Annotated in this window: 23 protein-coding genes; 12 read left to right on the top strand and 11 right to left on the bottom strand. The window is 58.9% G+C overall.

Annotated elements, in window-relative coordinates; all coding sequences use genetic code 11:
• Nucleotides 1–50: 50 nt before the first annotated feature.
• Genes D3227_RS26800 through D3227_RS26785 form a run of 4 tightly spaced genes read right to left on the bottom strand, consistent with a single transcriptional unit; the run spans nt 51 to nt 4,078 of the window.
• Entirely contained in the window at nt 51–2,462 is a 2,412-nt protein-coding gene (locus tag D3227_RS26800; protein WP_120017275.1) for a VirB4 family type IV secretion/conjugal transfer ATPase, read from the bottom strand.
• 3 nt (nt 2,463–2,465) lie between these two features.
• Complete coding sequence (locus tag D3227_RS26795; RefSeq protein ID WP_120017274.1) at nt 2,466–2,765, bottom strand: VirB3 family type IV secretion system protein; 300 nt, start codon at nt 2,763–2,765, stop codon at nt 2,466–2,468.
• Between the two features lie 2 nt (nt 2,766–2,767).
• Nucleotides 2,768–3,115 carry a TrbC/VirB2 family type IV secretion system protein gene (locus D3227_RS26790; protein WP_120017273.1) on the bottom strand — a complete coding sequence of 116 codons (348 nt, stop codon included), beginning with the start codon at nt 3,113–3,115 and terminating at the stop codon, nt 2,768–2,770.
• 12 nt (nt 3,116–3,127) lie between these two features.
• A complete protein-coding gene (locus D3227_RS26785; RefSeq protein WP_120017304.1) occupies nt 3,128–4,078 on the bottom strand; it encodes a lytic transglycosylase domain-containing protein in 951 nt (316 codons plus the stop codon).
• Between the two features lie 155 nt (nt 4,079–4,233).
• Between D3227_RS26785 and D3227_RS26780 the strand changes: the two genes are divergently transcribed.
• From D3227_RS26780 to D3227_RS26755, 6 genes are all read left to right on the top strand, one after another.
• A complete protein-coding gene (locus D3227_RS26780; RefSeq protein WP_120017303.1) occupies nt 4,234–4,842 on the top strand; it encodes a hypothetical protein in 609 nt (202 codons plus the stop codon).
• A complete protein-coding gene (locus D3227_RS26775; protein WP_120017272.1) occupies nt 4,839–5,381 on the top strand; it encodes a thermonuclease family protein in 543 nt (180 codons plus the stop codon). The genes D3227_RS26780 and D3227_RS26775 overlap by 4 nt, the downstream gene beginning before the upstream one ends.
• Nucleotides 5,382–5,551: 170 nt before the next feature.
• Nucleotides 5,552–6,091: a thermonuclease family protein gene (locus D3227_RS26770; protein ID WP_425374554.1), complete on the top strand. Its 540-nt coding sequence runs from the start codon at nt 5,552–5,554 to the stop codon at nt 6,089–6,091.
• Nucleotides 6,092–6,199: 108 nt separating this feature from the next.
• Nucleotides 6,200–6,739 (top strand): hypothetical protein, encoded by a 540-nt coding sequence (locus D3227_RS26765; protein ID WP_120017270.1) that lies wholly within the window; start codon nt 6,200–6,202, stop codon nt 6,737–6,739.
• An 11-nt stretch (nt 6,740–6,750) separates the two neighbouring features.
• Nucleotides 6,751–7,167, top strand: a complete 417-nt coding sequence (locus D3227_RS26760) for a hypothetical protein (RefSeq protein ID WP_120017302.1) — start codon at nt 6,751–6,753, stop codon at nt 7,165–7,167.
• A 45-nt stretch (nt 7,168–7,212) separates the two neighbouring features.
• Nucleotides 7,213–7,398 (top strand): hypothetical protein, encoded by a 186-nt coding sequence (locus tag D3227_RS26755; protein WP_120017269.1) that lies wholly within the window; start codon nt 7,213–7,215, stop codon nt 7,396–7,398.
• A gap of 71 nt (nt 7,399–7,469) precedes the next feature.
• Here D3227_RS26755 and D3227_RS26750 read toward each other — a convergent pair whose 3' ends face one another.
• Nucleotides 7,470–7,847, bottom strand: coding sequence for a hypothetical protein (locus tag D3227_RS26750; RefSeq protein WP_120017268.1), 378 nt, complete (start codon nt 7,845–7,847; stop codon nt 7,470–7,472).
• A gap of 121 nt (nt 7,848–7,968) precedes the next feature.
• Between D3227_RS26750 and D3227_RS26745 the strand changes: the two genes are divergently transcribed.
• A complete protein-coding gene (locus D3227_RS26745) occupies nt 7,969–9,582 on the top strand; it encodes an RcgA family putative transporter (RefSeq protein ID WP_120017301.1) in 1,614 nt (537 codons plus the stop codon).
• A complete protein-coding gene (locus D3227_RS26740; protein ID WP_120017267.1) occupies nt 9,572–10,579 on the top strand; it encodes an RcgR family putative quorum lactone hydrolase in 1,008 nt (335 codons plus the stop codon). Before D3227_RS26745 ends, D3227_RS26740 begins: the two co-directional genes overlap by 11 nt.
• Nucleotides 10,580–10,638: 59 nt before the next feature.
• On the opposite strand, the gene D3227_RS41785 is transcribed toward D3227_RS26740, so the two are convergent.
• On the bottom strand, nt 10,639–10,788 hold the full coding sequence (locus D3227_RS41785) for a hypothetical protein (RefSeq protein WP_167480865.1): 150 nt from the start codon (nt 10,786–10,788) through the stop codon (nt 10,639–10,641).
• A 110-nt stretch (nt 10,789–10,898) separates the two neighbouring features.
• The gene (locus tag D3227_RS26735; RefSeq protein WP_120017266.1) at nt 10,899–11,276 is read right to left on the bottom strand and encodes a hypothetical protein; all 378 of its coding nucleotides are present in this window, start codon (nt 11,274–11,276) and stop codon (nt 10,899–10,901) included.
• Nucleotides 11,277–11,818: 542 nt separating this feature from the next.
• On the opposite strand from D3227_RS26735, the gene D3227_RS26730 reads away from it, so the two are divergent.
• Nucleotides 11,819–12,400, top strand: a complete 582-nt coding sequence (locus D3227_RS26730) for a recombinase family protein (RefSeq protein WP_120017265.1) — start codon at nt 11,819–11,821, stop codon at nt 12,398–12,400.
• A 377-nt stretch (nt 12,401–12,777) separates the two neighbouring features.
• Nucleotides 12,778–16,563: a hypothetical protein gene (locus tag D3227_RS26725; protein WP_120017264.1), complete on the top strand. Its 3,786-nt coding sequence runs from the start codon at nt 12,778–12,780 to the stop codon at nt 16,561–16,563.
• A gap of 126 nt (nt 16,564–16,689) precedes the next feature.
• Here D3227_RS26725 and D3227_RS26720 read toward each other — a convergent pair whose 3' ends face one another.
• The 3 genes from D3227_RS26720 to D3227_RS26705 form a co-directional block, all read right to left on the bottom strand.
• Nucleotides 16,690–17,559, bottom strand: a complete 870-nt coding sequence (locus tag D3227_RS26720) for a hypothetical protein (protein ID WP_120017263.1) — start codon at nt 17,557–17,559, stop codon at nt 16,690–16,692.
• 1,244 nt (nt 17,560–18,803) lie between these two features.
• Nucleotides 18,804–20,873, bottom strand: coding sequence for a GDSL-type esterase/lipase family protein (locus tag D3227_RS26710; RefSeq protein ID WP_120017262.1), 2,070 nt, complete (start codon nt 20,871–20,873; stop codon nt 18,804–18,806).
• Between the two features lie 95 nt (nt 20,874–20,968).
• A complete protein-coding gene (locus tag D3227_RS26705) occupies nt 20,969–21,736 on the bottom strand; it encodes a GMC family oxidoreductase (RefSeq protein WP_245451893.1) in 768 nt (255 codons plus the stop codon).
• A gap of 555 nt (nt 21,737–22,291) precedes the next feature.
• On the opposite strand from D3227_RS26705, the gene D3227_RS26700 reads away from it, so the two are divergent.
• Both D3227_RS26700 and D3227_RS26695 read left to right on the top strand, forming a co-directional pair.
• A complete protein-coding gene (locus D3227_RS26700; protein ID WP_120017261.1) occupies nt 22,292–24,013 on the top strand; it encodes a hypothetical protein in 1,722 nt (573 codons plus the stop codon).
• On the top strand, nt 24,000–24,395 hold the full coding sequence (locus D3227_RS26695) for a DCC1-like thiol-disulfide oxidoreductase family protein (protein WP_120017260.1): 396 nt from the start codon (nt 24,000–24,002) through the stop codon (nt 24,393–24,395). Before D3227_RS26700 ends, D3227_RS26695 begins: the two co-directional genes overlap by 14 nt.
• 362 nt (nt 24,396–24,757) lie before the next feature.
• On the opposite strand, the gene D3227_RS26690 is transcribed toward D3227_RS26695, so the two are convergent.
• Complete coding sequence (locus D3227_RS26690; RefSeq protein WP_120017259.1) at nt 24,758–25,447, bottom strand: recombinase family protein; 690 nt, start codon at nt 25,445–25,447, stop codon at nt 24,758–24,760.
• Nucleotides 25,448–25,568: the final 121 nt, after the last annotated feature.

Raw genomic sequence — 25,568 nt, 5'->3', positions numbered from 1 at the left:
AACGGGGGTGGCGAGTGTTGTCACCAGCAAGCCAAGGGCTAGACGATTTCTCATTGAGCCTTCTCCCATCCGCAAAATTCAGCCAGCCACTTTTCCGGCTCGTCGCCGTTTTTTTCCCGAAGTGCTGCGCACTCCTCGATCGTCTTCTTTCGGCCCGACAGGACCTTCACCATGTCGGGCATCGACGACAGATCGAGGCGGGCAATGACCGAGTCATTCCCGTGCTTGACGAGAAAGGTGCGCTTCTCAGGCGGAGTGTTTTTGATGAAGTTGAATTCTTTGACCGTCAGGCCAAAGCGGGTGATGTAGCTTTCCTCGTCCGCGCGCGGATTAGGGAAGTGGATGTTCGTTGCCGACTGCTCGATCAGCGCGTGTGATGCCCGGGCCTTGGCGATGTCGGCCGCCGACTGCGTTCCGAAACCGACAATGCCGTTGAGCTTGCGGATGGTCTTCATCTTGTCGACGATGAACGCCGAGAAGGTCTCGTCCTGGAGCAGCTGCCAGCCTTCATCCATGAAGAACATGACAGGATCGCCGTTCAGCAGCTCATCCAGCCGATGGTAGAGGTACATCAGCGCCGGTGTGCGCAACTCCTCATTTGCGAGGATATTGGTCATGTCGAAGCCAAAGACACGATGCCCTGAGAATGACAGAACGTCGTGCTGAGCGTTGAACAGCCATGCCTTTTCGCCGTCGATCCATGGCCGCAGTCGTGCATGGAGGTCGTTGGCGTCTGCGCGAGAGCGACCGACGAGCAGGGTCGACAGGTTCACCAAGTTGCGCTCAGCCGCGGGCTCTTGCATGAGCCGAGCCAAGGCCTTTTCGAGTGTATCTTCGTCTTCCTGGCTAAAGTCGCGACGATCGTTGGCGCGAAGCATTGCCTTTAGCAACCGCAGGAGAAATTCCCGGTTCGGTCCGGTGTTCTCGAGCTGCAGAGGGTTGAAGCCGGTGGGCGTTTCCGGGGACAGTACCTCGTAGGTGCCGCCAACCGCCCGAATGAAGATCTCCGCACCGCGATCTTTGTCAAAGAAAACTGCCTTGGGTGCGGGCTTGATACGCATCGCCTGGGCAAGCAAGAACGTCAGGCCGACGGTTTTGCCCGAGCCGGTTGGACCAGTGACGAGGAAGTGGCCAATGTCGCGTTGGTGAAAGTTGAACCAGTACGGCGTTTGCGACGTCGTTTCGAGGATCGTGATCGGCAGGCCCCAATGCGCGCCGTCGGACTGCCCGGTCGCGAAATTGTGCATCGACGACAAACCGGCGAAATTGCCGCTCGACAGCAACGCCTTGCGGGCGATGTAACTGTGATTTCCCGGCAATTGCGCCCAAAAGGCTGCTTCGAGGTTCATATCCTCGCGCAGCCAGTTGATGTTCATGTCGGTGAGGCATGCCCCAAGCTCGGAGACCGCCTTGCTCACGCCCTCCAGATCGCGCGACAGGCACAACAGTGTCAGATGATGGAAGCCGAAAACGGCTTCCTGGTTCATCAGACTGTTAACTGCGAAATCGATGTCGTGTTCGACCGAGCTACCCGCTTCATCCGAGGCCTGGATTTGACGCTGCAGGCGCGTAATTCGCTCTTGAGCAATGGGCTTGTCCGCGATCGTGAACGATTGCGTCAGAATGAACTCGTGATTGACTTGCAAAAGGCCGTCGAGCATCCCCGGCCCCGTGAAGGGGGGATATTCCTTTACCGACAGAAGCGCGCCGAAACGGCTGTCCTCGTCGACAGCGGCTTGTGCCTGCATGGTCCGCTTGCTGAAATGTAGGCGAGACGTGCCGACGTAGTTGCTGATGCCCATGCGCGGGAGCCGCATCTTACGTGGCACGCCGCAGGTCAGGATTGTGTTGAAGAACTCGCAGGGTTCGGAATATGGCTCGCCGTCGCGGCGGACGATGCCGAGCGCCCGCGCGCCGTATTTCTCGAGCTCGCGCGTGATGTTGGTGACCAGCTCCTCCAGTTCCGTCACGTCCTCGCGTGACTGCTGAGAGCGGCCGTCGCGGCTGGCGTTGTTGAGTATCCGCTTAAGGGTGTCACCGATGCCGAGCGCACCCCTCATGCCTGACCTGACGATGGTCAGGTAGATCTCGTTCGTGAACATGCGCTTGTGGCGCAACTGTTCCATGTAACGCTTGTTGAGCAGGTCGCAGAACGGATCATCAAAAGCGCCTCCGATCTCGGTCTCAACCGCGCGGCGAATGACCGTCGACCACAGCGAAAACCGGCTGGAACCGAGCGCACGGATCATCGTGTTCTGCACGACGGAGCGCATGTTTAGCGTGGCCTGATTCTCAGTCTGGAAGAACAGGCCATCGAGCTTGATGACGCTGATCAAGGCACCATTTTCCAAGCCGATCACCGTATCGGAGACATGGCGCAAATACGGGATATGAGTCGACATAGGCCGCTCGTTTTGAGCGGCCTTGCCAAACCCAAGCTCATCTGTGACGACTTTCAGCATCGGCTATGGTCCGTATGAATTGGCGCCCCAAAAGCTCTTGTTGCGCGTGCGGGGCGTCTTGCGCGACGCAACCTGCATTACGTCGAGGATCTTGCTGTCCCAGGTGCACAGCGTGAAAAGGACGAGGTAGGCGATTGGTGCGGTCAGCAGTGCCCACAGGGAGTTGGAGCCCAGCCACCCTATGATCGTACAGCCGACGACGATAACGACGGCCATGTACGGCACGCCCCACAGCGTCGGTGAACGGGTCAGGCCGATCACCAGCGGCGTCAGGGCGGGCTTTTCGTCCTCGAACTCAGCCATCGCTATTTGCCGACAGCGGCAATCATTTCATCGACGATGGTTGGCGCGCCGAAGACCAGGCCAATGCCGACGATGACGGCGCCTGCCGTGAACCACGACAGCCGACCGGCGAAGGCGAGAAAACCAAGGCCGATCACCGCAATGATCGCTAGCAGCCGGCCGAACGGACCGGTGATGAAATCCACGATCATTTGAACGGCCGTCTGCAGTGGCGCGAAAGCGCCGCCGCCACCACCACTTTGCGCCAAGGCTAGATCGACGCCGGCCATGTGCACGGCCGCAGCCAATCCAAGAACGGCTGCCAGCCTCCATGCACCGACCCTCGGTCCCTCAATTGCATTGCACTTCATGCGTTCTCTCCTTCAAAAGTGCATCACTCCACCGACAAACTTGCCGGTCTTCTTCACGGCGATGACACCGACGTCGCCGTCTTCACCACCGCCTGCGATTGTAGTGGTCCCGGATGCATTGGGCTTTGCCCTCGCCGCCGGCATGGGCAAACCGAGCTGGTAATTGACCACCTTGGCGACGTAGCCGACGGTCTCCCGGAACGGCGGGATGCCGCCGTACGCGTAGATGCGTTGCTCGCCGCTGTTGTAGGCAGCGGCGACAAGCAGAGGATTTTGGAACTCGTCGAGCAGGACCCGCAGGTACTTCATGCCGCCTTCTATGTTCTGCTGCGGATCGCAGATGTCCTCGACCTGGAACCGTTCGGCGATGGCAGGCATGAGCTGCATGGGGCCGCGCGCGCCCTTGTCCGAATTGCGAGTTTGGTCGAAGCCGCTCTCCGCCCAGGCAATCGCCGTGGCGAAAACCTCGTCGACCTTGTGACGCCGCGCCGCATCGACAACTAATTTCTTGATTTCCGAAGGGCTTAGCGGTGACGGACCGCAAGCCTGCACGCCTGCCGTGCTGTCTTGAGCCGGGTTTTCTAAGCCATTTTGGGTAATCTGTCCTGTCGGTATCTTACCCACAATGGTATTTTCCGGAGTGTCGTCTTCCGTCGTGTAGGCCCGCTTCAGTGTACCAATATGGGTGTCTGCCTGGCGGCCCTTTTTGGCTGTCTTCTCCGGCGTGACAACGCCGTTCTCGGTGACGACGTAATGATCGCCGCTCAGGCTCCATCTAGAATCGAAAATTCTACTGATCGCAGCGTCATTGACGCTTTCAGTTTGCGCGAAAATATTCACAAAATTAGCGGATTTCTGCGCTTCCTGGGCCGTTGCGGCGCCAGTCGCGAGCACATTCAGCAGGGTCGAGCAAATCAGAGCCCTGCTGCCTGCAATGCTGCTCGTTCCAGCCTTTTTTGTCATCGCGACCCGCCCCATTTGCGGTGTTGAGATTGTGGTGAAAACCGATTAAGTTCGCCGTTGTATGAACCGATTTGGTGTAGCGATACAAGTTTTCGCGCCACACTTAAACCCCAAAAGTGGGATTCGGCATGAACCAATATGGTAAAGGGCTGGAAATGAAACGGACCATCCTTGCTGCATTCGCAGGTTGCGTTATCGCAACGCCGGCCTGGTCGGTGGACAACGTCAACAAGGACTACATCAAGTCGCTGGCGGCACCGGGCAAGACGGTGCTGGTCGTCGAATACTACGACGGCAGCGGCAAAGCCGTGGACCGCAAGGGCTACGCGTCAGCATCCGGATATGTGGCGGTATCGCCCACGGATTTCCGGGTCGATGGCAAGACCAATCTTCACCTTTACGGCCTCCAGCCGTGCCAAGGTGAAGTGGTCAACCGGAAGGAAGGCTTTGCCGGCACTTGCGCCGACTTCGCGCAACAGCAGCTGCAAATCATGCTGAAAAGCCCGAAGGTCATCTTCTGCCGGGCCTTCGTCAGCGAGCAGTCGTCACCGACGCAGAATGCCACCTGCTATGGCTACTACAATTATCCCGGCAGCCTCGATTCCGTTGATATGTTCGAGGAGCAGCTTTTGTCCCTTGGCGCGTTGCGCCTGACAAAAAAGCCCGATGGCTCCTATGACCGGCCGGACCTCGCGCAGGCCGAAGATGTCGGCAAAGCAGGGTCCTACGGCATGTGGGCCGATCCGCGAGTGAAGGCCCAATGAGGTGTTCACTCGCCCTTACGCTCACCGTGGCCAGTGTTGCAACGGCGCTTAGTGCGCCTGACGGCTATTTTGACCTGGAGCCGGGCATAACACTGGAAACCGGCGACACCTGGGTTGCAGAGGGGCAGCGCTATCGCCTGTTTGGGGTTCAATCCTGCCTTCGCGGCACCAACTACACCGACTTGAAGGGGCAAAAGCGCGATTGTGGCGATGCGTCCCTGGCAATGTTTGCTGCCTATATCAAGGACACCGAGCCGGTTTGCGCGCCGGTCGCCAAGACCGCGGACCTAACCTACGTCATTTGCTATGCCACCGTTGGCAAGGATCGCCTCGACCTCGCCACCATGATGATTTCGAGCGGCTACGCCTTCGCTTCGCTCGATGATCAGGGCATGCCACTTCATCCGCCGTACTCCGTGGCCGAGCTGGACGCCCGCGAACGCAAGGCCGGTCTCTGGCAGTTCCCGGATGTTGTGCACCCGGCAGTCCTGTTGGCCAAGACAGCCAACGAGCGCGCCAAGAAGGAGGCGAAGCAATGAAAGCCCAACTCCTCTTGTCGGCAGCAATGCTTGCCCTCACCGCTGAGGCCGTCGAAGCGGCGGATGTCATCAGGAATGAGCCTGTCCGCAAGGTCTACCGGCCAGCCGTAGGACCATTCGCCGCCCAGGTGACCCGGGTGCATCCTGTTCTAAGGGGGCGGGTCGCGGTCATGGACGGGCGGACGCTCTGGTACCCTCAGTACGCACAGAGCGTCCAATTGGCCGACATCGACGCTTGCGAGCTGTCGCAATGGGTACTTGATCCCAAGTGGGAAGACCGTGAGCGCGTGAAGGCTCCTCCACCCGTTCCGTGCGGACCATTTGCCAAGGCATGGCTTAAACGGACGGTCGGCAACAAGTCGGTGACCTGCAACGTCGTCTCCTACAGAGTCGACGGTACGGCGATCGCGCGTTGCACCACCGGCGCTCGAGATCTTGCCCTGGAAATGCTTCGTGTTGGCTGGGCGCGAGTTGCCTCGCCCTATCTCGTCAATGGCCAATATGCCGCCTATCAGCGTTACGCCATGGCCGCGCGCTACGGCATGTGGGCAACCTACGTGCTCGACATGAATGAATGGCGCCGCAAGGCGGTCGACAAGACGCCAGATCGCCGGCCGATCGCTGATTTCAATCTGCTTGCCGAACGCGAGAGTGAAATATCCCCGCCTTTTGCCGATGCCCGCAAGCGACCGTTGAGGACAGACCGATAGCTGCCGGACTTCGTCTACATGGCAGACGCTTCGAAGCGAAGCACTCCACCCAACGACACACCGTCTGTCGCCTGGGCGACGCCCGCTATAATCAGAGGACCGCCTGACATGAGACACCTGATTTATGCCGCCGGCATCGCCGGCGCCGCGCTCCTTCCAGCCACAGCGGCCAAGGCACAAGACGCATCCTGGGGCTGCCAAGTTTTGCTATGCGCAGCCTCGCAAAACCCTTCCTGGCATGGCGTGGAATACTGCGTCCCGCCGATGATCAAACTTATTGCTGCGATGTCGAAGCCTGGCTTCTCGTGGCCCATCTGCGACGAAGCAAGGGCCGGTGCACCGGGTCGTGAGGAATATGCCGATTGCCCCGAAGGGACCAAGATCGGCTATAGCCAATATGGCCGGGACGGCAATCGCAGCGTGCCGGATCGTTGCGTCAAGACCCTCAACACCTGTCAAACGCACCCCGGTCTAAAGGGGCCCACCAATCAAGCCGGCGTGATCTTGAATCGCCGTGCCCGTGACGGAGAAAACTCTTGCATCAAGGAGATTTCCTCGCAGCGGTCGAGGCGCGCTGATTCCTGGTACTTCGATATTCCGAATGATCAGGGCGTCAAGCAACGGCACTGGTTCAATCTGAACCTCTAATGGGCAGAGCGATGAACAATGCCCTCCTACTCGCCATAACAGCCAGCGTCGGCCTTGCGGTCGGCGCCGGCGGAACCTGGCTGGTAATTCCACACCCGGCTGTCGAGGCAACGACCATCACCAAGGCAGACCTCACGGCGGCGATAACCGCTGATCCCTCACTGTGTCCTTTGCCAGTCGTGGACAAACCCTCAGAGGGTGAGGCCCTGGCCGCCTATCAGAACGCGCAATCCAGCTCACCGTTGGTCTGGGATCGCAACGACATGCCGCAGATCTCGCTTAGCCTTGGCCAGTGCGACAAAAACCATAACGGCCCCGGCGTTTCGTGCATGACATCAATCAAGATGTCACCACAGGCACGGCCCCTGGATCGCGTCGTCGGGTTTGCCAAAGGCGCGTCCGGAGAATGGATCGCCACCATCAACTAGCCGGCCTCCGCCGCCGTTCTCAAACGGCGAGACCGACGAAAACAGATGTTGCTGAAAATGGAAGACGAACTGCTCGACTACGCCACAGTCTGTGCGACAGGTCTGATCGGCCTCGTCATTGCCCTGCTTTTCGGCTGGAACTTCATCGCCGCTTTGATTTGGGGATGCTTGACCGGTGCCGTGCAAGCCGGTGCGATCAGGTTGATCCACGGAAGAGCAGATCGACTTTGACCCGCAAGCACCTGTGGCATGAAGAAGCCGCTTTTCAGCGGGCTTTTTCACCCCCATGATGGCTGATCACCTCACCCAACAGGCGCCGCCATCTCCATAACCGTCGCCATTTCCCTTTCCTCGAGACGCTCCCGCCTCGCGATCAAATATGCCGCGATGTATACCAGCTTCCCGATGGATTCCCGGTGATCGGCGGGCTGATACGCAATCACGTCGCGCCGCGCCGCGGCCTCGTCCAACGCGATCACGTCGCCAGCCCCGGGCCCCTTCTCAGCCTCTCGCAACGCTTTGGCTGCTCTTTGAGCTGCGACATGTCGTTCGGTTATGTCGGCCAGGGTGCCGAGCCGCGCCTCAGCATTAATCGCCGTGCGATTCTGCCGAGTGAAATGGTTGTCTCCGGATGGGTCATTTGAAGATTTTCCTAGGCTCAGCATGGCTTCATTCCTCATGCGGGCACACTCCGCCCCTGTCACCCCGGCCAATCGAGTTGATAAAAACGTTGATCAAGGACGAGAGCACGATAGGATACGAAGGCCAACGAAACGAAACGAAAGCAGCGCCTGTAAGCCATTGATCAAGAATGAAAAAATATTTCTCCCTCCGCCGGGAGACGAAAGTGATTTCAAAGAAATATTCAAGCGGTTGGCCGCGGCGGGTGCTGGTAGGCCATTGGGCAAGGACGGGTTTCCTGCAGGCCCATGGACGCCCGAGCTTCTCGCAGAGGCGATTTCACAGATCGATTCCAACCGGATTGGGGTCGATCTGCGAACGGTGCAGCTTTGGTTTCAAGAGAACGAGAAGGGAATTAGCACTGCCAATATTCGTTGGCTGGCGAGGGTTTTTGGGTGCGATGATCCGGTGGCAACCAGCGAATGGCAGATGGAGCTTAGTGCGGCGCAATCGCGGTTATCGGCCAAGAGACGAGAATGGAAGAGAGCCGGAAGCAGCGTTGCACAGGAGATTCCAGATACGGCACTGGCTGCGACCTTCGATGACGACACAGCGTCTCCGGCAGAGCTAAAACGGGATACTGACGCCAAGGGGCCGAGGCGGCGTTTTAGTTTGGCGAGGAAATCGGAAGCGTTTTTTAGTCACGGATCTCCCCTGAATTTACCGGCGTCGGTGTTTGCCGGCATGACCGCCCTCGGCTTTCTGTCGTACATCATTGGTATCCACAACGTCACCTACGAGCGAGCGGACGGGCTCGTTAAGCAGGTTGGATTCCTTTGGGCCGCAAATTGGACACTCGACTTTATGGTGTTCTTACCGCTGTTTTTCTTTTTCGCTATAGAGTTGCTGGTCTTCTGGAAAAGTGAGGGGCGCAGAAAGCTCGCAGCGCAGGGCGATCAGGTGGAAAGCGACGACGCCTGGTTGCGCAACGTTGACGCTTCCTCGTACACATATTGGTCGGTTTTTTTGATTTGCTTGCTGTTCGCGGGTCTTTTTCAATGGATCGGCGTGTCCTTGATCCCGTTGATGAAAGGCGGTGGCAACTATGCCATGGATTGGGGGAAAATAGCTCTTGTGCGTCCTGAGGTCATATCTGTCCCCGAAACAGTCGTTTTTACGGGGCTCGCTTACCTATACATGTGCCTGGTGTTTTATCTGTTCTTCGTTGGTCTCATTTTGCTTCATACGGTGGTCCATGATCTTTGGAGAATTGGAGAAGCAGCGAGTAATCGGCGGGAGCTGGATTATGAACGCGAGCTCAATGAAGCCAGCCTTAGGGTGATGCGTGGAGTTTTTCGGTGTACTGTTTTGGGTGTTCTGGTCGCCATATGGATGAAGGTCCAAAGCTCTTATCTGGCATCCAGTGGAGAGAATATTGTGGCGTGGTTAGTCGGCGATATGTCTTCGATGTTCCAAGGTCGCGATGATGTGAGCACCGGGTTCCGCTATCGTATGCCGACGCATTATAGCAGCCTTCTTATCGCTATTTCGACCTGTGTTGTATTTCTGTACGGCTCCATACGTTTAGGTGTCGAACGTCGGTTTTGTATGCCTTTGTGGAGGATGTCGGCGGTCGTAGCGTTACTCGTCGCTGGCTATTTGCTGATCGATGCATTTGCTGGCTTTTCGATCCTTCTGGGCATTGGAGTGCTGCTCGCGATTTACGGCCTGTTTGATCCAGGGTTGGGGCGATGGCGAGCGAGCGAGTTAGGAGACAATCAGAGTGTTTCATAGTTGGCTCGATCGTTGGGACGAACGCCGGGCCCTTCGCGGAGAGGAAGGGAAGAAGCCAACGGATTTCGTCCTTGACGCGGAACGCGCCTTTCCAGGTGCGAAGAAGATAACAAGTATCGAGGAATTCTGTGCCCTTGCGGACCAAGCCGTGGCTGATCCAGCCTTTTTCGATGAGCCGAGTGTGAGTGATCAGGGGTTTGAAAGGCTAGATGGGTGGCTCAAATTTCCATCCGACATTTCTACTGATATCGAACAGAACAATGTCGTCTCGGCGAAAATCACAGAAAGCGGGTCGTTCGATCAGGCAATGGTGATTTTTCACCATTGGAATGCAAGCGCCCGGAATCGTCAGATTGCCAACTTTTTCTCGCAGCGTGGCATCACGGTTGTCGAGATTGCTATGCCTTATCACTTCGAACGCAGCCGTCCCGGCTCCGTGCACGCCGACTATATGCTTAGCCCTAATCTCGGTCGAACGATCCAATCTGTAAGGCAGGCAGTGTTGGATGGGCGAAAACTCATACGTTGGTTGAAAAGCGAAGGCTATCGAGAGATTTCGGTTCTCGGAATGAGCTTAGGTTCCTGGGTTGCGGCCATAGTCGCGGCACACGACTTGGCTGTGTCAAAAGCCTCGTTGTTTCTGACGGCGGGGAGTCTAGCGGATATGGTTTGGACGGGCCGCGCGACACGATCGATACACGATAGCCTTGAGCCGGAGATTGAGCTGACCGATCTCAGAAGGGCCTGGGGTCCACTTAACTTGGAGAATTACGCGCATAGTTTGGCACGGCCTGATCTCGATCTTCAGGTTGTGTTGGCTAAGAGAGACAAAGTGGTGTTGCCAGAGCTATCGGAGAGGTTCATCCAGAGGCTTAAGGACGCCGGGGCTAGGCCAAATATTTTGGAATTAAACTGTGGTCACTATTCGCTCGCCATGCCGCCTTACATTTTGTTGGCCGGTTTGAGCTTGAAGCGGTTACTAAGGCGCGGCCGTTGAGCGGTTTCTGTCGTCTGCTGACAAGTCGGCCCGGCGAGCATGAGTTTGGCGTTGGTCGGTCAGTTCACGCCCACAAGCCACGTCAGCCCCAGAAGCAACATGCCGAACGCGACGAGGCAGTCGATAATCCTTACCTGCCGAACACCGATCAGCGCCAGCCCGGTACCAAGGAGTCCGCCGATTGTTCCCGTGAGGATCAACTCAGTCATGCTGCCTCCGACAAGCGAACAATAGCACATTGGCCGCAGCGTGCCCACCTCGGTTGCAAAAAGCCCGCGTCAATCGCGGGCTCTCTTCAACGCGCGTCATCGCTATGGCATCACCCGAATGGCGCCGCCGCTTCCATTACCATCGCCATTTCGCTTTCCTCGAGCCGGACCTCTGCAGCGATCAAGAACGCCGAGATATAGACCAGTTTGCGGATCGACTCCTGATAATCGAGCGGGCGATACTCCATGACAATGCGACGGGACGTAGCCTCTTCCGTCACCACGGCCAACAGTGCGCTCGCATAGGCGACGCTACTGACGTCGCCGGCAGCAAGTCGATCGTACCCCTCCGGTGAGGCCTCACCGGAGGGGTACAGTCGATCGCCCCACTCACGCACGACATCAGCCGCCGCCTTTTGCGCCGCCATATGCCGCTCGGTAATTTCTGCCAGGCTCAGCCCGGCCCCCTCAATCCTCGCTTCAACCATTGCCGCATCAGCTCCTTTTCAAGCGGCCACCCTTCGTTCCCCTCCAGTGGAAGGCAGGGCAGGCCTCGTCCTGCCCCTGCCTGTCCGGCGAGGACCGGGAGAACGGGGGACAAGCTGAAAACCGGAAGGGGGATCGCCCACCCGAAGGGCGGGCCGGAGTCCGCGTAGCGGATTCCGGCCGGTGCTGCAGGCCGTAGGCCGAAGCATGGGGAAAGCCGGCTTTCTGCTTGTGGGGGAGAGAGGGCAGAGCCCTTTCTCCCCTCTCGGTGGGCTTGAAGTGTGGTCGACGATATGCGTCATGCGGACGAGCCTATGCCCAACTGACATGAGAGCCTTTGTTTCAAACGCAGGAGTGAATTGGAGCGAGCAGTGGAGGCCATCAGTTCGGTCGCGGTCTACACGACATTGTGTCTGCAAATCGACCGTTTTCCTTACACATAGTTATGCCTCTCCCATCGAGGCGCGGGAGAGCAGCAATCATGTAAGGAAAATATGTTAGCAAATCTATTGACAGGAAAACGGTACCCGCGAAATATCCTTACATGAAGATAGGATACGCCCGGGTCTCTACCGCCGATCAGAATCTTGACATGCAACGGGACGCGCTCAAGCGCGCCGGCTGTGAGAAGATTTTTGAAGAAAAGAAGTCCGGCAAGGCGGGAAGCAAGCGGCCAGAGCTGGAAGCCGCCCTCGCTTATCTCCGGCCAGAGGATATCCTGGTCGTTTGGAAGCTCGACCGCCTAGGCCGTTCCTTGGTGGAAATGATGCGCACGATCGATAAGCTCCGCGCCGATGGCATCAAGTTCCAAAGCTTGACCGAGGAGCTGGACAGCGAGAGCGCCCAAGGACGCTTCTTTTTGCAGATCCACGGTGCCATGGCCGAGTATTTCCTGGACCTCAATCGAGAGCGCACCATGGAAGGCCTCAAGGCCGCTCTGGCGCGCGGCCGGAAAGGTGGCCGCAAGCCCAAGCTCACCGAAGATGACAAAAAAGCCGCCAGGGCGATGCTGGCTGCCGGTGACATCTCGGTGGCAGAGATCGCGCGTCGGTTGGGCATCAGCCGTGTGACCTTCTACGACTACTTCCCACAGGCACGGATGAAAGCGAAAGCGGCCAAGACATGATAAGTTCACGGTTCGCGAGGAATGAGCACGGGAGTGTAGGCTCTTTCGCTTATGGCCCGAAGATCTACCGATCACTCGGGACAATATGGCCGCAAAGGGTGGGGAGCGATCCGATCGCGAAGGTCCTCGAACGAGCAAGGACCGCCATGAACCGTCATTGCTGAATGGACCACCGGATGACGCGTTCGGGGCCGACGCCGGACGGGCAGCTTCCAGGTTCGGATCACAAAAAAACGGACACTTCTACAGCCGGAGACGTCGACGTGATCTGATCCTTGTGCGACATTCAGACCATTGGCGGTCAAAGACTGGGATGGCAGCGTGTTGCCTTCCGCCCTATCGCCTAGCCTGCTCTGGCATGTGCCGGGAGTGCCAATATGGTTTCAGGGTTTTCTGACTATCTGCGATCCGATATTTCCCAGCTGGAACACGGCGATGTCCTGAGGCAGCCTACCGCCAAGCTTCTCGGCGTTTCGGGAGATGCTGCCACGGCACTCCAGGCGATTGGCATATCCACAATCTTCGATCTCGGTGCGGCCTCGCTCTTTGCAACCGCGCGCTCGGCAGCCGCCGCCGGCAGGCCTGGCGAGCTTGCCAGCCGGTACGGCATGGCGCCTGGCGACTGGCTGAAGCCGAATACCAGCTTCGGCACGCTCGAAGAAATCGGCGAGCTGCCGTTGGAAACTTTGCGGGAGATTACGGACGCACAGGCGACGGCGCTGAAGCAGGCACTCGACGTCTACACAATCGCCGAGTTTGCCAATTGGCCGCCGCAGCGCGTTGCGCGCGAGTTGATCGGCGACACGGTCGGCTCGGCGCTCACGCTCGACGAACTCCAGACCGAGGCGCTGCGCCCGCGCTTCGCCGAGTATCCGACTGAGCGGGTCTACTATTCGAGCCTCGTCATGCTCGACAGCGGCCAGGGCGATGCCAATCTCGTCGACCTCGACGGACCACTTTCGCTCTCGGATGTGATCGGTGCGGCGACGGGCTTCGACAAGCCGGCCGTTGGTGCGCTCATCACCTTCTCCCAGTCGTGGTATGCGCAGGGCATCACACTCGGCCAGATGCTCCACTCTCTCGCGCTCGCGCCGGGCGAGGCCACCCGCATTGCCGTCGTCGACTTCACGCGCCGCGTCACAGCTCAAGCGAGCGAATCCGTCAGCGAGTCAGAGGCGCTCGCCTCGCAGACGGGACACCGGCGCGCAATCAGCGAAGTGCAGAACGCAGTCGCCGAGGACATGCAGTCGGGCGGATCGACCAGCCATGTCGAATCCTCCTCTGATTCCGGCGGCTTCGGCTTGGGGCTGAGCGCGATTATCCCGGTCGGCGGCGCTTTGCTCGGCGGCGCGTTGGGCGGCTCCTACCAGGGTGCCTCGACGACAACTGACGCCAACAGCAGGTCGTGGTCGCTCGGCAAGCGCTCGGTTACAGCCTCCATGACCCAGAACGTCAACGATCGCACTGAACAGCATTCCACCAGTGTGCGCAATCGTCGCGCAACCGCGGTTCGCGAGGTCTCAGAAAGCGAGCATCAGCAGGTCAGCACTCGTATTGTCGCCAACTACAATCACATGCACGCGCTGACGGTCCAATATTATGAGGTCGTCCAGATCTATCGTGTCGTCGCCGAAGTGCATACGGCCGAGCGCGTCCTGTTTCTCCCGATTGCGCTCGCCGACTTCAGTAGCGATGACATGATCGAGGCCTATCGCGGCGTCCTTGCCCGCGCCGCGCTCACTGCCCGCGCGCGAGATCTGCTGCTCGATCCGACCAACACGATCGAGATCCGCCCGGCAAAGAGCTTTCATTCGGCGCTGATCGATGCTGCCTTGCAGCCCTTGCTTCTAGGGGACCGCATGGTGCGCATTGCGTCCGCTCCCGCGCCGACTGATCCTGAAACCGCTCCAGTTGCTGCGGCACCGACGACCGCGATGCTCGCCCGTCGGGCGGACATCGCTCCGGTGTCCCTTACCTCTTTCCTCGCCGGTGACGACGCAGTCGTCCGCGGCTCCTCGATCGTCATGCGACCGATCGTCCGCCCGCAGAGCAGCTCGCTCTTCTATCCGGACGAGGTCGAACTGGTCGCGGTCCAGCTCGAAGGCATTCCCGCCTCCGCCATTACCCTGTCCATGGTCGGCAATGCTACACCCAGCCTTACCCTCCAGGCGAACGGGCCGGTGGTCGAACTCGCCACCCCGGTTGCGCTCGGCGAAATCGCCGACATTAGCTTGCAGAAGCAGTTGGGCGGTGTCGTGCGCGGCCTCGTCCGGCTGCATCTTTCCTTTCGGGGACGTCGATTCACGAGTCCGGGCATTCCGGTCTCGATGCCAGATTCTCCCGCCGGGACGAGTTTCTCGGCTGCGCGATTCTCCAGCGACACAGCCGACCGCAAGGCTGAATTGAAAGCCCACTTGGCGGCCAACCGCGCCCACTATTCGGTGCAGGTATTCCGTTCGCTAAGCTCCACGGAGGTCGTGGGTCTGCTGTCGAAGTATCGTTGGCAGGGCCGCCCGCTCGTCGATCAGGTGGAGCCCAAGGTGCTCTCGGTCACGGGCAATTTCGTCGTGCTGCGCGCCCCGGTTGAACCCGAGGAGGCAAGCGGCCTCGGTACCGGCGGTCCCCAGCCCTGGTCGCGCGTGCTCGCAGACCGCCAGCTCTCGCCGCGTTCGGTCAAGGACCAGCGCATGGTGCCGATTCCGACCGACGGCGTGTTCGCCGAAGCGGTGCTCGGGCGCTCCAACTCGGCCGAGAAGCTCGACATCACGCGTTTCTGGAACTGGCAGGATTCCCCGGCCCCGCTCACACCACCTGAGCTCGCGCCAGTTTCCACCGAGTCCCGAGCGCGGGGGGAAACCATCACTCCGGGACAACTCGGGCCGGCGACGCTGAATATCGTCAATCCGACCAATCTTCCGGATCCCACCGGCCTCAGCGCAAGCCTCAATGCGCTCGGCGCGCTGAACTTCCGTGACATGAGTGGGCTTGCAGGCACCCAGGATCTCGCTGGCGCCGCCACCACCGGCACGCTGACTGCCACCACGGAGGCGGGCCGGAATGCGACCGCCATGGCAGGCGTTGCGGCAGACGTGCTCAAGACTGCGATCACCGCCGGCTATGGCCGCGAGAAAGAAGGCGGTGTCTCAGCCGAGGGTGCGCGCATAAACCACGGCCGCGACATGGATCGTCGAGGGATCGGCGGCAGAACCGCTAGTGTGGACGGGGCGGACGGCGCCGCGACGGGCGACGGGACGCTGGACTCGCAGCGCGAGGACGGAACGACTGCCGGCGGGCGTTCCCATGAGGGCGAGGCGTTCGACCGCGGCACCCACGGGTTCTCGCCCAACGCAATGGGCGATCTCGCCGCGAGAGTGACTCAAGCTCGTTACGATCTGCCGCCCGAGGATGAGGCGACTGGCCTCGAAGGAAGCGGGGGCAGCGGCAATTTCGGTCAAGACGAGGACATCGAGCTCGCGGAGTTGATAGACATCGATCTAGGAGAAGGACGTAATCAACTGAGCGGCCTCGACTCACTTTTCCGCGGTTCTCGCGGCGATTTGTTACGCAGACGTGTTAGCGCCATCGCGGCGGAATTCGAAGTGGATCCCGAGTTCCTAGCGATGAATGTCGCGGTCGAGAAGGACAACATTAACGTCTGGCTCTCGAACGGGGAAGTTCTCAATACTGTTATCGGACTCGATTACTGGCACGAAGAGCGTCCGAGAGTGTTCGCTGCGATGCCCGCGGGCGCTGATCCGATCCCCAGTCGCGAGCTCGCGGTGGGGTTCGTCAACGAGGCCCACAATCCAACCGGCCTCCGGCACGCGTTCCCAAACAGCCTCGAGGCATTGCGAGCGCTCGCCGCGCGGCTGCGGTACTCCGAACAGCAAATCGAGGCGGATCTCGGTGCTACGTCCCTCGAATCCCTGGAGAGCATAACGAAACATTTCCTCGTGCGGCTGTGGTTCAACTCCGGGCACAACAGTGATGGGACCAAGCAGGCAGTCGCTGACGTACTGGCAGGAAGAGATCCGCTCATCCGGCAACGGAGTCGGTTCGAGCAAAGGCGCACCGGAAAGCTCGGCCCGCGGCGAGCCGCGACGATCCGGGCCGTTCAAGGCGAGCACCTTCGGCGTCAGTTCTTCGACGCCCAGTTCGTCTGAGCGAGAGGGTGTCTCCGTCTTCGTCCTCTGAATGGAGCGCAATTATCACGCGTTCGCCGCAGTAAGTAACCGCCCGATGGCCCCGGTCATCGCGCGACATCGCATCCCCCATTGCCAGGAAATCTTTCAGCGATTTCGGCCAATATTACGCCGCGATTCAAGCGTACTGAGGTTTTCTAATGGCTTGCTTCCATCGCCGCCCAAGTGCATCCCATCGTTACTGTTCATCCGCTTGCTGTCAAGAATTGCCGTTGCCCAGCTATATGCAGCTGTTATCAAGTCGGTCGTCGACTTTTGCCCTTTAGACTGATCGTATTTATAGCTTTGAACGTCGGCAATTGTGCCGTGACCATAGGTGGCGATACGCTGCATCACGAGAAACCGTTTTCGTGGGAGTTGGTATTCGGGTCCAACAAATAAAGTGCGCTTGATCTCCTCAATTAGGTTTGCGCCATCGCCACCGTACGGTCTCGAAGTGGGCCAATTGGCTGGTGCTGGGGGGAGCCCGCCGAATCGCTGCGCTACACCGGCGTCTTGAAGAACCGCAACAGCTTTGTCGAAGATATTCGTTGTTTGGGCATCCCCTCTATCAACAACTGGACCCTTCAGTGTTTCCAAGTAGGCTTGAAAGGTTTCGATCGAATCCCGAAATGCTTGTCGAAGCATTTCCTCGCCGCTGCTGAAAACCCGTTCAGCGTACAGGGTTGCCCGTCGACGAACGTCGCTCGCGGCCTCGCCGAATTGACCTGAATTTTCTCCATCGGAGTCGCCGTCGGCCATTCCAAAGAGTGTGCCATAGATCGCAGCACGCTGTTCCTTGTTTGGCCAGAGGGGGTCGTTCCCGGTTCGGGCCTTGAATTCTTCCAGCAATCCAGACGTGGTAGCACCTCGATATTGCTGCGGATGCTGGACAAAGTCCTTGGAAATCGCCTCCACCGAGTCGACTACGCAATCGAGGATCCAGCGACGGTACAAGTCTTCGAGTTTTCCAGACATTTTTCGGCGCCTCCGTGATGCCTGCTCATGCCTAATAATCGCACATTACCACGTTTTTGCTGGATAGGCGCTAAAGCGGCTGCAGGGCCGAGTCCATCTTGGTATCTCGGATGTTTTCAACAGTCAGAACGGCGGGTCAATTTTGACGCGTGCGTCGGCCGCTTGAAGGGTCTCAGCGACACATCAATTCGCGCGGCTACCTTACCGAGCCCAACCCTGAGCGGCTTAGCACAGGGTCCGGAACTGGGGCTGTTACGACATCCGCGGGGCGCCCAATTCTACGTCCGCTTTCGGGACAGATCGCCCGTAGATGGTACGACTGCCATTGGGCGCATTGCTGCCATTCGCAACGCAGATCTCCAACGGGTCAAGATTTGCCGTGGAGCCGTCGCGTGGGAAGGCCTGCAACGGGCCACAGCTGACGCGCACAGTGCACAAAGGGGGCGGGCCGAAGTTCTCTTCCGGCGCGAAGCGGAAGCGAGTTTCGGCGGCTAATGGCAGGAAGTTTTATCCGTGTAGTCCACTGATCAAGACAAGCAACGCCGCCCGCCGTCGCGCGTCTGGCTCAGAATTCGGGCAAGCGGATAGCCCCATAGGCTGGGTCAGAAATACGCCGCAGCAACCGCCATGGTTGCGGTGGTCGCGAAACTGCCCATTGTGGGACGGTGCAAAAATCAGACGCAACACAGTTGCTTCAATCCGGGACTTTTGGGAAAACCAGGCGGCCGGAATCGACGCCTTGCGGAAGTTCGTTCGCCGCTGCCGAATTCACGCCCATGACCCCATTTCGACCTTCATGGCTTGGGCGTTAAATGACCGCTTTCGTATTTATTCTTGCGCTTTGGCGGCCGCTGGGCGTCTGAGCCGCTCCCAGGGTGGACCAACTCCGGGCAGTGTGCTGTAGAGCGGTAGTTCCGCCTTGTTCGGGGGGCCAAGCAATAAGGGTGGCATTTGCGACAATCGATACAGCATCCCGCTCGACTGGTGCCATTGGCATTCCTATTTGCCATCCTTACGGGCACGGCAATGCTGATGTTACCGATCTCGCGTGCGGACCCAGGAGGGGCCTCGCTGCTGACGGCCTTGTTCACGGCCGCCTCGGCCGTCTGCGTGACCGGGCTGATCGTTCAGGACACACCCACCTACTGGTCCGGTTTCGGTCAAGGTGTCATTCTTGCGCTCTTCCAGATCGGCGGCTTCGGGATCATGACGGGCGCGACGCTCCTGGGGCTCCTATCGCTGCTCTACACGAACAGAAAATCGCCGCTCGAAAGACTTGAGGCAGGGATACTGTTTAGCGAAAGAGTGTCACTGTCGGAAAAGACGACCAGCGTGTCGCTCCCGACCTGCCGGAGCTCGCTGTAGCTCAGGTACCCTGAAATCTCCAGGAGATCATCGCCGGAGAAATCGAAGTCGGTGATGGTGTCGTGGCCGTGGCCAGCGGCGAAGACGAAGCTGTCGTTTCCCGTTCCGCCCGTGAGGATATCGGCGCCAAGGCCACCGATGAGCCGGTCCGACCCGCCCCGGCCATCCAGCCAATCGTCGCCGCCGAGGCCTTCGAGCGTGTTCGCTCCGCTGTTGCCCAGCATGGCGTTGGCGAGCCCGTTGCCTTTTCCCGCCAGATTGGCAGCCGACCTCAGGAAGAGGTTTTCGGCGTTGTCGACATAGTAGACGTCATCACCCGCGCCGCCGGCCAGCGTGTCGGCGCCCCCTTTTCCGTTCAAGATGTCGCGGCCGTCCATTCCATAAATGACGTCCGCACCGGAACCGCACGTAAGCGTATTGTTGCCGTCGTCCCCTACGATTGACCCCGGCGGCGGCTCATTGAGTGGATCGATCCAGGCGAAATCCGAACTGCTCAAGGAGGTGCTAGTTACGTCTTTCAGTAGAACAGTGTCACAGTCAGAAAAGACGACCAGCGTGTCGCTCCCGACCTGCCGGAGCTCGCTGTAGCTCTGGTACCCTGAAATCTCCAGGAGATCATCGCCGGAGAAATCGAAGTCGGCGATGGTGTCGTGGCCGTGGCCAGCGGCGAAGACGAAGCTGTCGTTTCCCGTTCCGCCCGTGAGGATATCGGCGCCAAGGCCACCGATGAGCCGGTCCGACCCGCCCCGGCCATCCAGCCGATCGTCGCCGCCGAGGCCTTCGAGCGTGTTCGCTCCGCCGTTGCCCACCATGGCGTTGGCGAGCCCGTTGCCTTTTCCCGCCAGATTGGCAGCCGACCTCAGGAAGAGGTTTTCGGCGTTGTCGGCCAGGGTCCAGTTTGTATAAGCATGCGTTTCGTCAATGCCGCCATTGGTCTCCTCGATGGTTTTGTCACCGGCGTTGTCGACATAGTAGACGTCATCACCCGCGCCGCCGACAAGCGTGTCGGCGCCGACCCCGCCGATGAGTTGGTCGGAACCGCCGCGGCCCTCCAGCACGTCATCGCCCGCCAGCCCATCCAGCACGTTGGCTCCCTCGTTTCCGCCGAGTTGGTCGGCAAAGGAAGAGCCTGTAAGATTTTCAATGCTGGTGAAGGTATCGCGGTCTCTTCCGATGCCGGTCCCGTCCAGACCGAAGTGTTGTTCCAAGGCGTCGATCCAATATGAGGCGATTTTTGCATAGCCCCCGGCAGTCGGATGCAGTCCGCTATCAAGCGGCGGTGCTGTGATGTCATCTGGTGTCAGATCACGCATGTCGACAAAGATGACCTTATGCCCTTGGGCGGCCAGTTCAGAGATCAGACCGGGCATTGCATCGTTGTAGGCGTCGACCCGGACCGCACGCGCCTGTGACTGCTGCCCGACGCGAACGGGAGGCAAGGAACCGACGAAGACGGTCAAGGCGGGATCGCTCGAACTCAAGCTGAGCAACAGGTTACGCAAATCCTGCAGCATCGTTGGCACGCTATCGGTCGCGCTATCGTTCGTTCCGGCGATCAGCAGCGCGGCGTCGGCCTTGGTAGCCGCCACAACGTCGTCGTCGATGCCGTTCAGCTGATTCAGCGTCCAGTTGCGGTGTCCTTCGTGATCGCGATCTTGCATGCTGGCGGGCCCGTTGGACAGGGAACCGACGAAATCGATCTTGACGTTGAGTGCGTCCAACCGTTCCAGCATGAACTTCCGATATCCGCCACTTTCGGTATCGGACGAGCTTGCGATCACTCCATATGTGATGGAGTCGCCGAGCGGCAGTATCGAAAGCAACTTGTACGCATGCCCGGAGGCCAAATCGGCAATGACTCCACGGGAAGAAGCCTTGTAACTTACGCCGTCCAAGCCGCCTCCGCCGACGAACGCATCTGGACGGCTGCTGTCATAGAATACAGTCATAGCAGTTTCTCCTCTTGGCAAAGGGGCACGCTCAACCGGAAGTCACCCACCAAAGGGCATAGGGATACGAAGCGCTGATGGGGTTGGTGGGAAGCCTACATGACGAGTTCCTTGGATATCACTGGCGTGGGTTTGTTCTCCGTCCTATGCTGCCTCCAGGGATCGCGGCCGGACCGCCCGCTCGAGAATATGACCAAATGGACGGAGCTGCCGGCATGACCGAACCGCCGGACTTCCCAGCCGAGACAGACCGAGACATCGGGATTTTCAAAGGCATGCATCAAGCCGTTATTGGCGGTGAACTTGGCGTCCGCCGGACACAGCCAGCAGCGCAAGGATGCACAGCAGGCGGGCCGCTGTTCCGTTGCCACGCGCGCCCGCGCCGTCGGCATGACGAAATGCTCATCGGGCCGGGCCGCCTTCATCATCCGATCCGGCGCGGACATGCGATGGGGCGGCTGAGGAAAGGGTTGGGAGCGCGGCATTACGGCGGCCATATCTGGGTCTCCCAAAATCGACATGACCGCCTTCGCCTCGCAATAGAAGGGCTCGGGATCGTCATGGCTGATCGGCCAGTCGAGACCGATGCCGTAGAGGCTCTTCAGTCTGAAATCGTTCGGATGAAACCGCGGCGTCTGCGCAAACCAGCAGTTTGTACCGCCCCCCAAGCCGATGGTGTAGTTCCACGGCTTGCTGGCGTTGCTGGAATAGGTCTCCTCGTCCTGGATGTCGCTGTTTGAGCCGTGTTCGAGCTGCCATTCATGCGTGTTATGGCGCCCCCATTCGGGGACGAGAACACGAGCATTCCTCCGTCTGACGAATTCGTGCAGGAAGAAGGCTGAACCGAAGCCGGAGCCGATCACGACGGCATCATAGTGCTCGTTGGCGACCTGTTCGACTTGGATGTCGAGTACCATTGTGTATGGCCTCTTCAGACGCTGGTGCAGCCGAAGCCGATACGATCGGGCCTCATGCAGGTCAGCGAGGCAATTTCAATGTTGCATCGCATTATTGATGCGATGCAACATGATATTTGCCACAACGTTGGGTAGCTGGGTAGCACTTTTTTAAGCCTGCAACCCCTCCAGGGCGACTACGGCACGATGAGTCTGGCCGGTCGAACACTGTCGCGTTAGTTGTACCTAAATTAGACAATTAGAAGAGGTCAGCGATGGGCGGAGGCACTATCGACTGCTTGGTGCAATTTACGCGCGCATATTGGGCCACGGCGAGGCGCCTTGAAATTACATCGTTGCCTTGTACGCCTAGGTTGTAGTACGGCTGTCTTGTTGCGGTGCAGCAATGTGTTGTGACCATACACGCGGGATGTCGGCAATATCCGGCCACGACAGGGCTCATCCCGGTACCGAAAACCGAAAAGGTAAGGCGAAAAATCCGGAAGACGGGAGACGCATGGCATGAGCATCGGAGCGGGCAGCGCCCAGCCTTGGCCGTCAGTCGGCATCGAGCGTTCACCGGTTGAGCGTTGGGTTCTTGCAGCCTTTCTCTTTTTCCCGTTCCTGTGCGGGCTCGTTCCGATCCTGCTTTACGAAAAAGCGGCCTCCCGCGTGGCGTGGCACGATCCTGCCTTTGCCACGGCCGGCGCGATCGGGTTGGCGGTGCTATGCTGCGCTTTTGCATTCGTACGCTATCCCTCCGAGGCGGGGCCTGCTCGTACAATCGTCGTCGGCCTGGCGATAACGCTCGGCCTCTTCGGCTTTGGGCTTGGAGACGAACCCGGCATTGCCGACGCGGCCCGCGCAGAGGCCTTGGGCAATGCGCTCGAATATGCACGCCTGATCGCGCTTGCCGCAGGCCTTCTGTCGATCCTACGGCCATCCTTCGCCGTTTTCCCGATGGTCTATTTCGCCTTCCACAAGGATGTCACGCGGGCAGTCTCCGGTGCTGCGGAACTGGGCCGCAACGATTATGCGCCCTTGATTGAGGTCGGTCTCTTCCTGGCCTGTGGCCTGATAGTCCTGAGCCTGCTGCAGAGTGTGAGCCGGCTGAAGCCCGTCACCAGGAACCTACCCAGCCTTGACGAACTCGGAACCAGGAATTTCGCAGCCCAAGCTGCCGGCATACTGCTGCTTGCCGGGATCGGCGCCCATTTCGGCAACTACTTCATGTCCGGGATGGCCAAGATCACGCTTGACGGAGGGCCCCTGAGCTGGGTCCTCGAGAACCCGACCAGCTCCATAATGCTGGCCGGGTACAGTCTGGGCGCGGCCCCGCTGGGCTTTTCTGAATCCCTGCTCGCTCTTGCTTACGAAGCCTTCAGAGCTGTCCAGATTCCGATGAATGTCGTCATCCTTGCTGCTCAGCTTCTATGCTTTCTCGCGTTTTGGCGCCGGCGATGGCTCATCGGCCTGACCGCGTTCTTCGATCTCATGCATATCGGGATCTTCCTTCTGAGCGGCGCCCTTTTTCTGCACTGGATCATCTTGAACAGTCTGATCGTTGCGGCTCTGACGAGAATGAAGGAAAATTCGTTTTCCACAATCGCCATCGTAACCGGGATCCTTGTCACGATATTCGGCCACGTGGTCTTTTATAACGCGCGGCTCGGCTGGTACGATTCAAGGCAAATCCGGCAGGCACATTTCGAGGCCCTCACGGAAGAAGGTGACTGGGTGCGGGTCGCCCCAAGCTTCTTTCGTGATGCCTCCTACCTGCTCTATGCCCGCCACTTCAGCTTTCATGAGTATCGTCACGAATCCGGGCACGTCCCGACCTCAGCTTTCGGCCAGATCGGGATAAGGGACGTGCAGCCAAAGTCCTCGGAAGTTGCCTCGTCCAACTATGAGGTCATGAAACTTACCAACGAGTGCGCCTATCCAGTCGAACAGCCAGTCACGCCGCCTGACTACGATACGGCCCGCCCGGCGCCGTTTATTCTTGGGCAGCACAATCGCGCCGAGAATTTGGCAAACTCGGTTTTTGCGGTTGATTACAACCTCTATCCCCACCATCACTATTCCATGCCGTTCCTGCACCGCGATTTTGAGGCGCAGGACCCTCGCGACATCGTGGCATATCGATATGTGGTCGATACCGTCTGCCTGGATGTCGCAGATGGCAAGATCGTTCGGCGGGTCATGACTCAAACCTTGGGGCCTAGGATCGATGTCCGTCAGTGAATCCGGAGAGGGCGTCACGATCGTCTATGACGGCGAATGCCCGTTCTGCAGCCAGTACGTCAAGATGGTCAGGCTTCGTCAGGCCTTCGGACATGTCCAGCTGGTGGATGCCCGGTCCGATGATCCAAAGGCTCTGGAGGCGCGCGACCGTTTTGATCTGGACGACGGCATGGCCGCGCTAATCGGCGGACGCTGGTATCATGGTGCTCAGTGCATGCAAATGCTGTCACTTGCCAGCGGCTCGTCCTCATTCGCCAATCGGTTTATGGCTCGCGTCTTCTCTGATCCAGACAGGGCGCGCGTTCTCTACCCATTTTTAAGATCCGGAAGAAATCTTGTGCTTAGGATTCTGGGCCGCAAGAAGATCAACAAGGCAAAGTAGAAAAGTTTTCATCAAGACGTCACAAAAAGCTGATCAGATTTCAACTTCTTCGTGCCGTATTTATAGCGGGATTGTTTGAGGGCACCGCAAAGTTAACCGAGGGGTGACGGATTTCTGCGATCAGGGAGGCATGTCGAAGATTGCCCGTGATCCGCTCTATCGTCGCCACCACTCAGCCTGAAGGTCTGCTCATCACCACCCTTCTGCGTCGCCTGGTGGGGAAGGACCGCTTCGTCGGAGGAGCGGTTGTTCATTCGGCGACGAGCAACGGCAACAATTGGCGCTTCTTTCTCGTTCCGATCGAGGGAAGCTACGGAAGAAAACCACCTCTCGCGACCTTCCCTTGTCGCGAAAACTCCCGATCAAAGCGACGGTTTTGCAACTGACTTTTGCACAGTCGCAGAACTCAACTTTTGCGACAACATTTCCTGCTTCCCGCTTTCCTTCTGATGTCGAGCCCAGACGCGCTTCATCTGCGCTTCGCTGCAGCCGGTCAGCTTCGCCGTCCTGCTGATACTGTTGCCGCCAGACCGGAAGACAATGATGCGTTCGTGTGTCACCAGGTCAGCTTGGCGTCCAGCATATTTCCCGTCCGCTTTTGCCAATTCGATGCCTTGCCTCTGGCGTTCGCGGCGATCCTCGAAGTCGTCTCGAGCCATTTGCAGGGCGAGCTTCAGCAACATTTCCTGAATGGACTCGAGCACGATCTTGGCAACGCCGTCAGCGCTGGCCGCGATGTCGCTAAGATCCACCACACCAGGTACGGCAAGACGAGCACCCTTATTCCGAATTGTTTCGATCAGCTTTTCAGCTTCAGGCAAAGGCAGACGACTGATGCGGTCTATCTTCTCCGCAACGACAACCTCCCCAGGCTGAAGGTCCGCGATTAGACGAAGCAGCTCCGGCCGGTCGGCGCGAGCGCCGGATGCCTTCTCGCGGTAGACGCCGGCGATGTAGTACCCGGCGTCCCTCGCCTCAGCGATGATTGATTCCTGGCGATCGAGATCCTGCCCTTGGGTACTGACCCGCAGATAAACACGAGCAACGTGCATATTCCCCTCCCGCTCGGCTCATTTAGATATACTTCAATGCGCCTAGCTTACGCGCCTAGCGCAAAATAGGAAGTAGCAATCTAAATGAGCCATCCACTTTTGGACCACCCTTTTGAGCCAG

This window comes from Mesorhizobium waimense (genome assembly GCF_003601975.1).
Classification (GTDB): Bacteria; Pseudomonadota; Alphaproteobacteria; order Rhizobiales; family Rhizobiaceae; genus Mesorhizobium; species Mesorhizobium waimense.
Note: the sequence above shows the minus strand (reverse complement) of the source record. Positions and strands in the feature narration are given on the sequence as shown.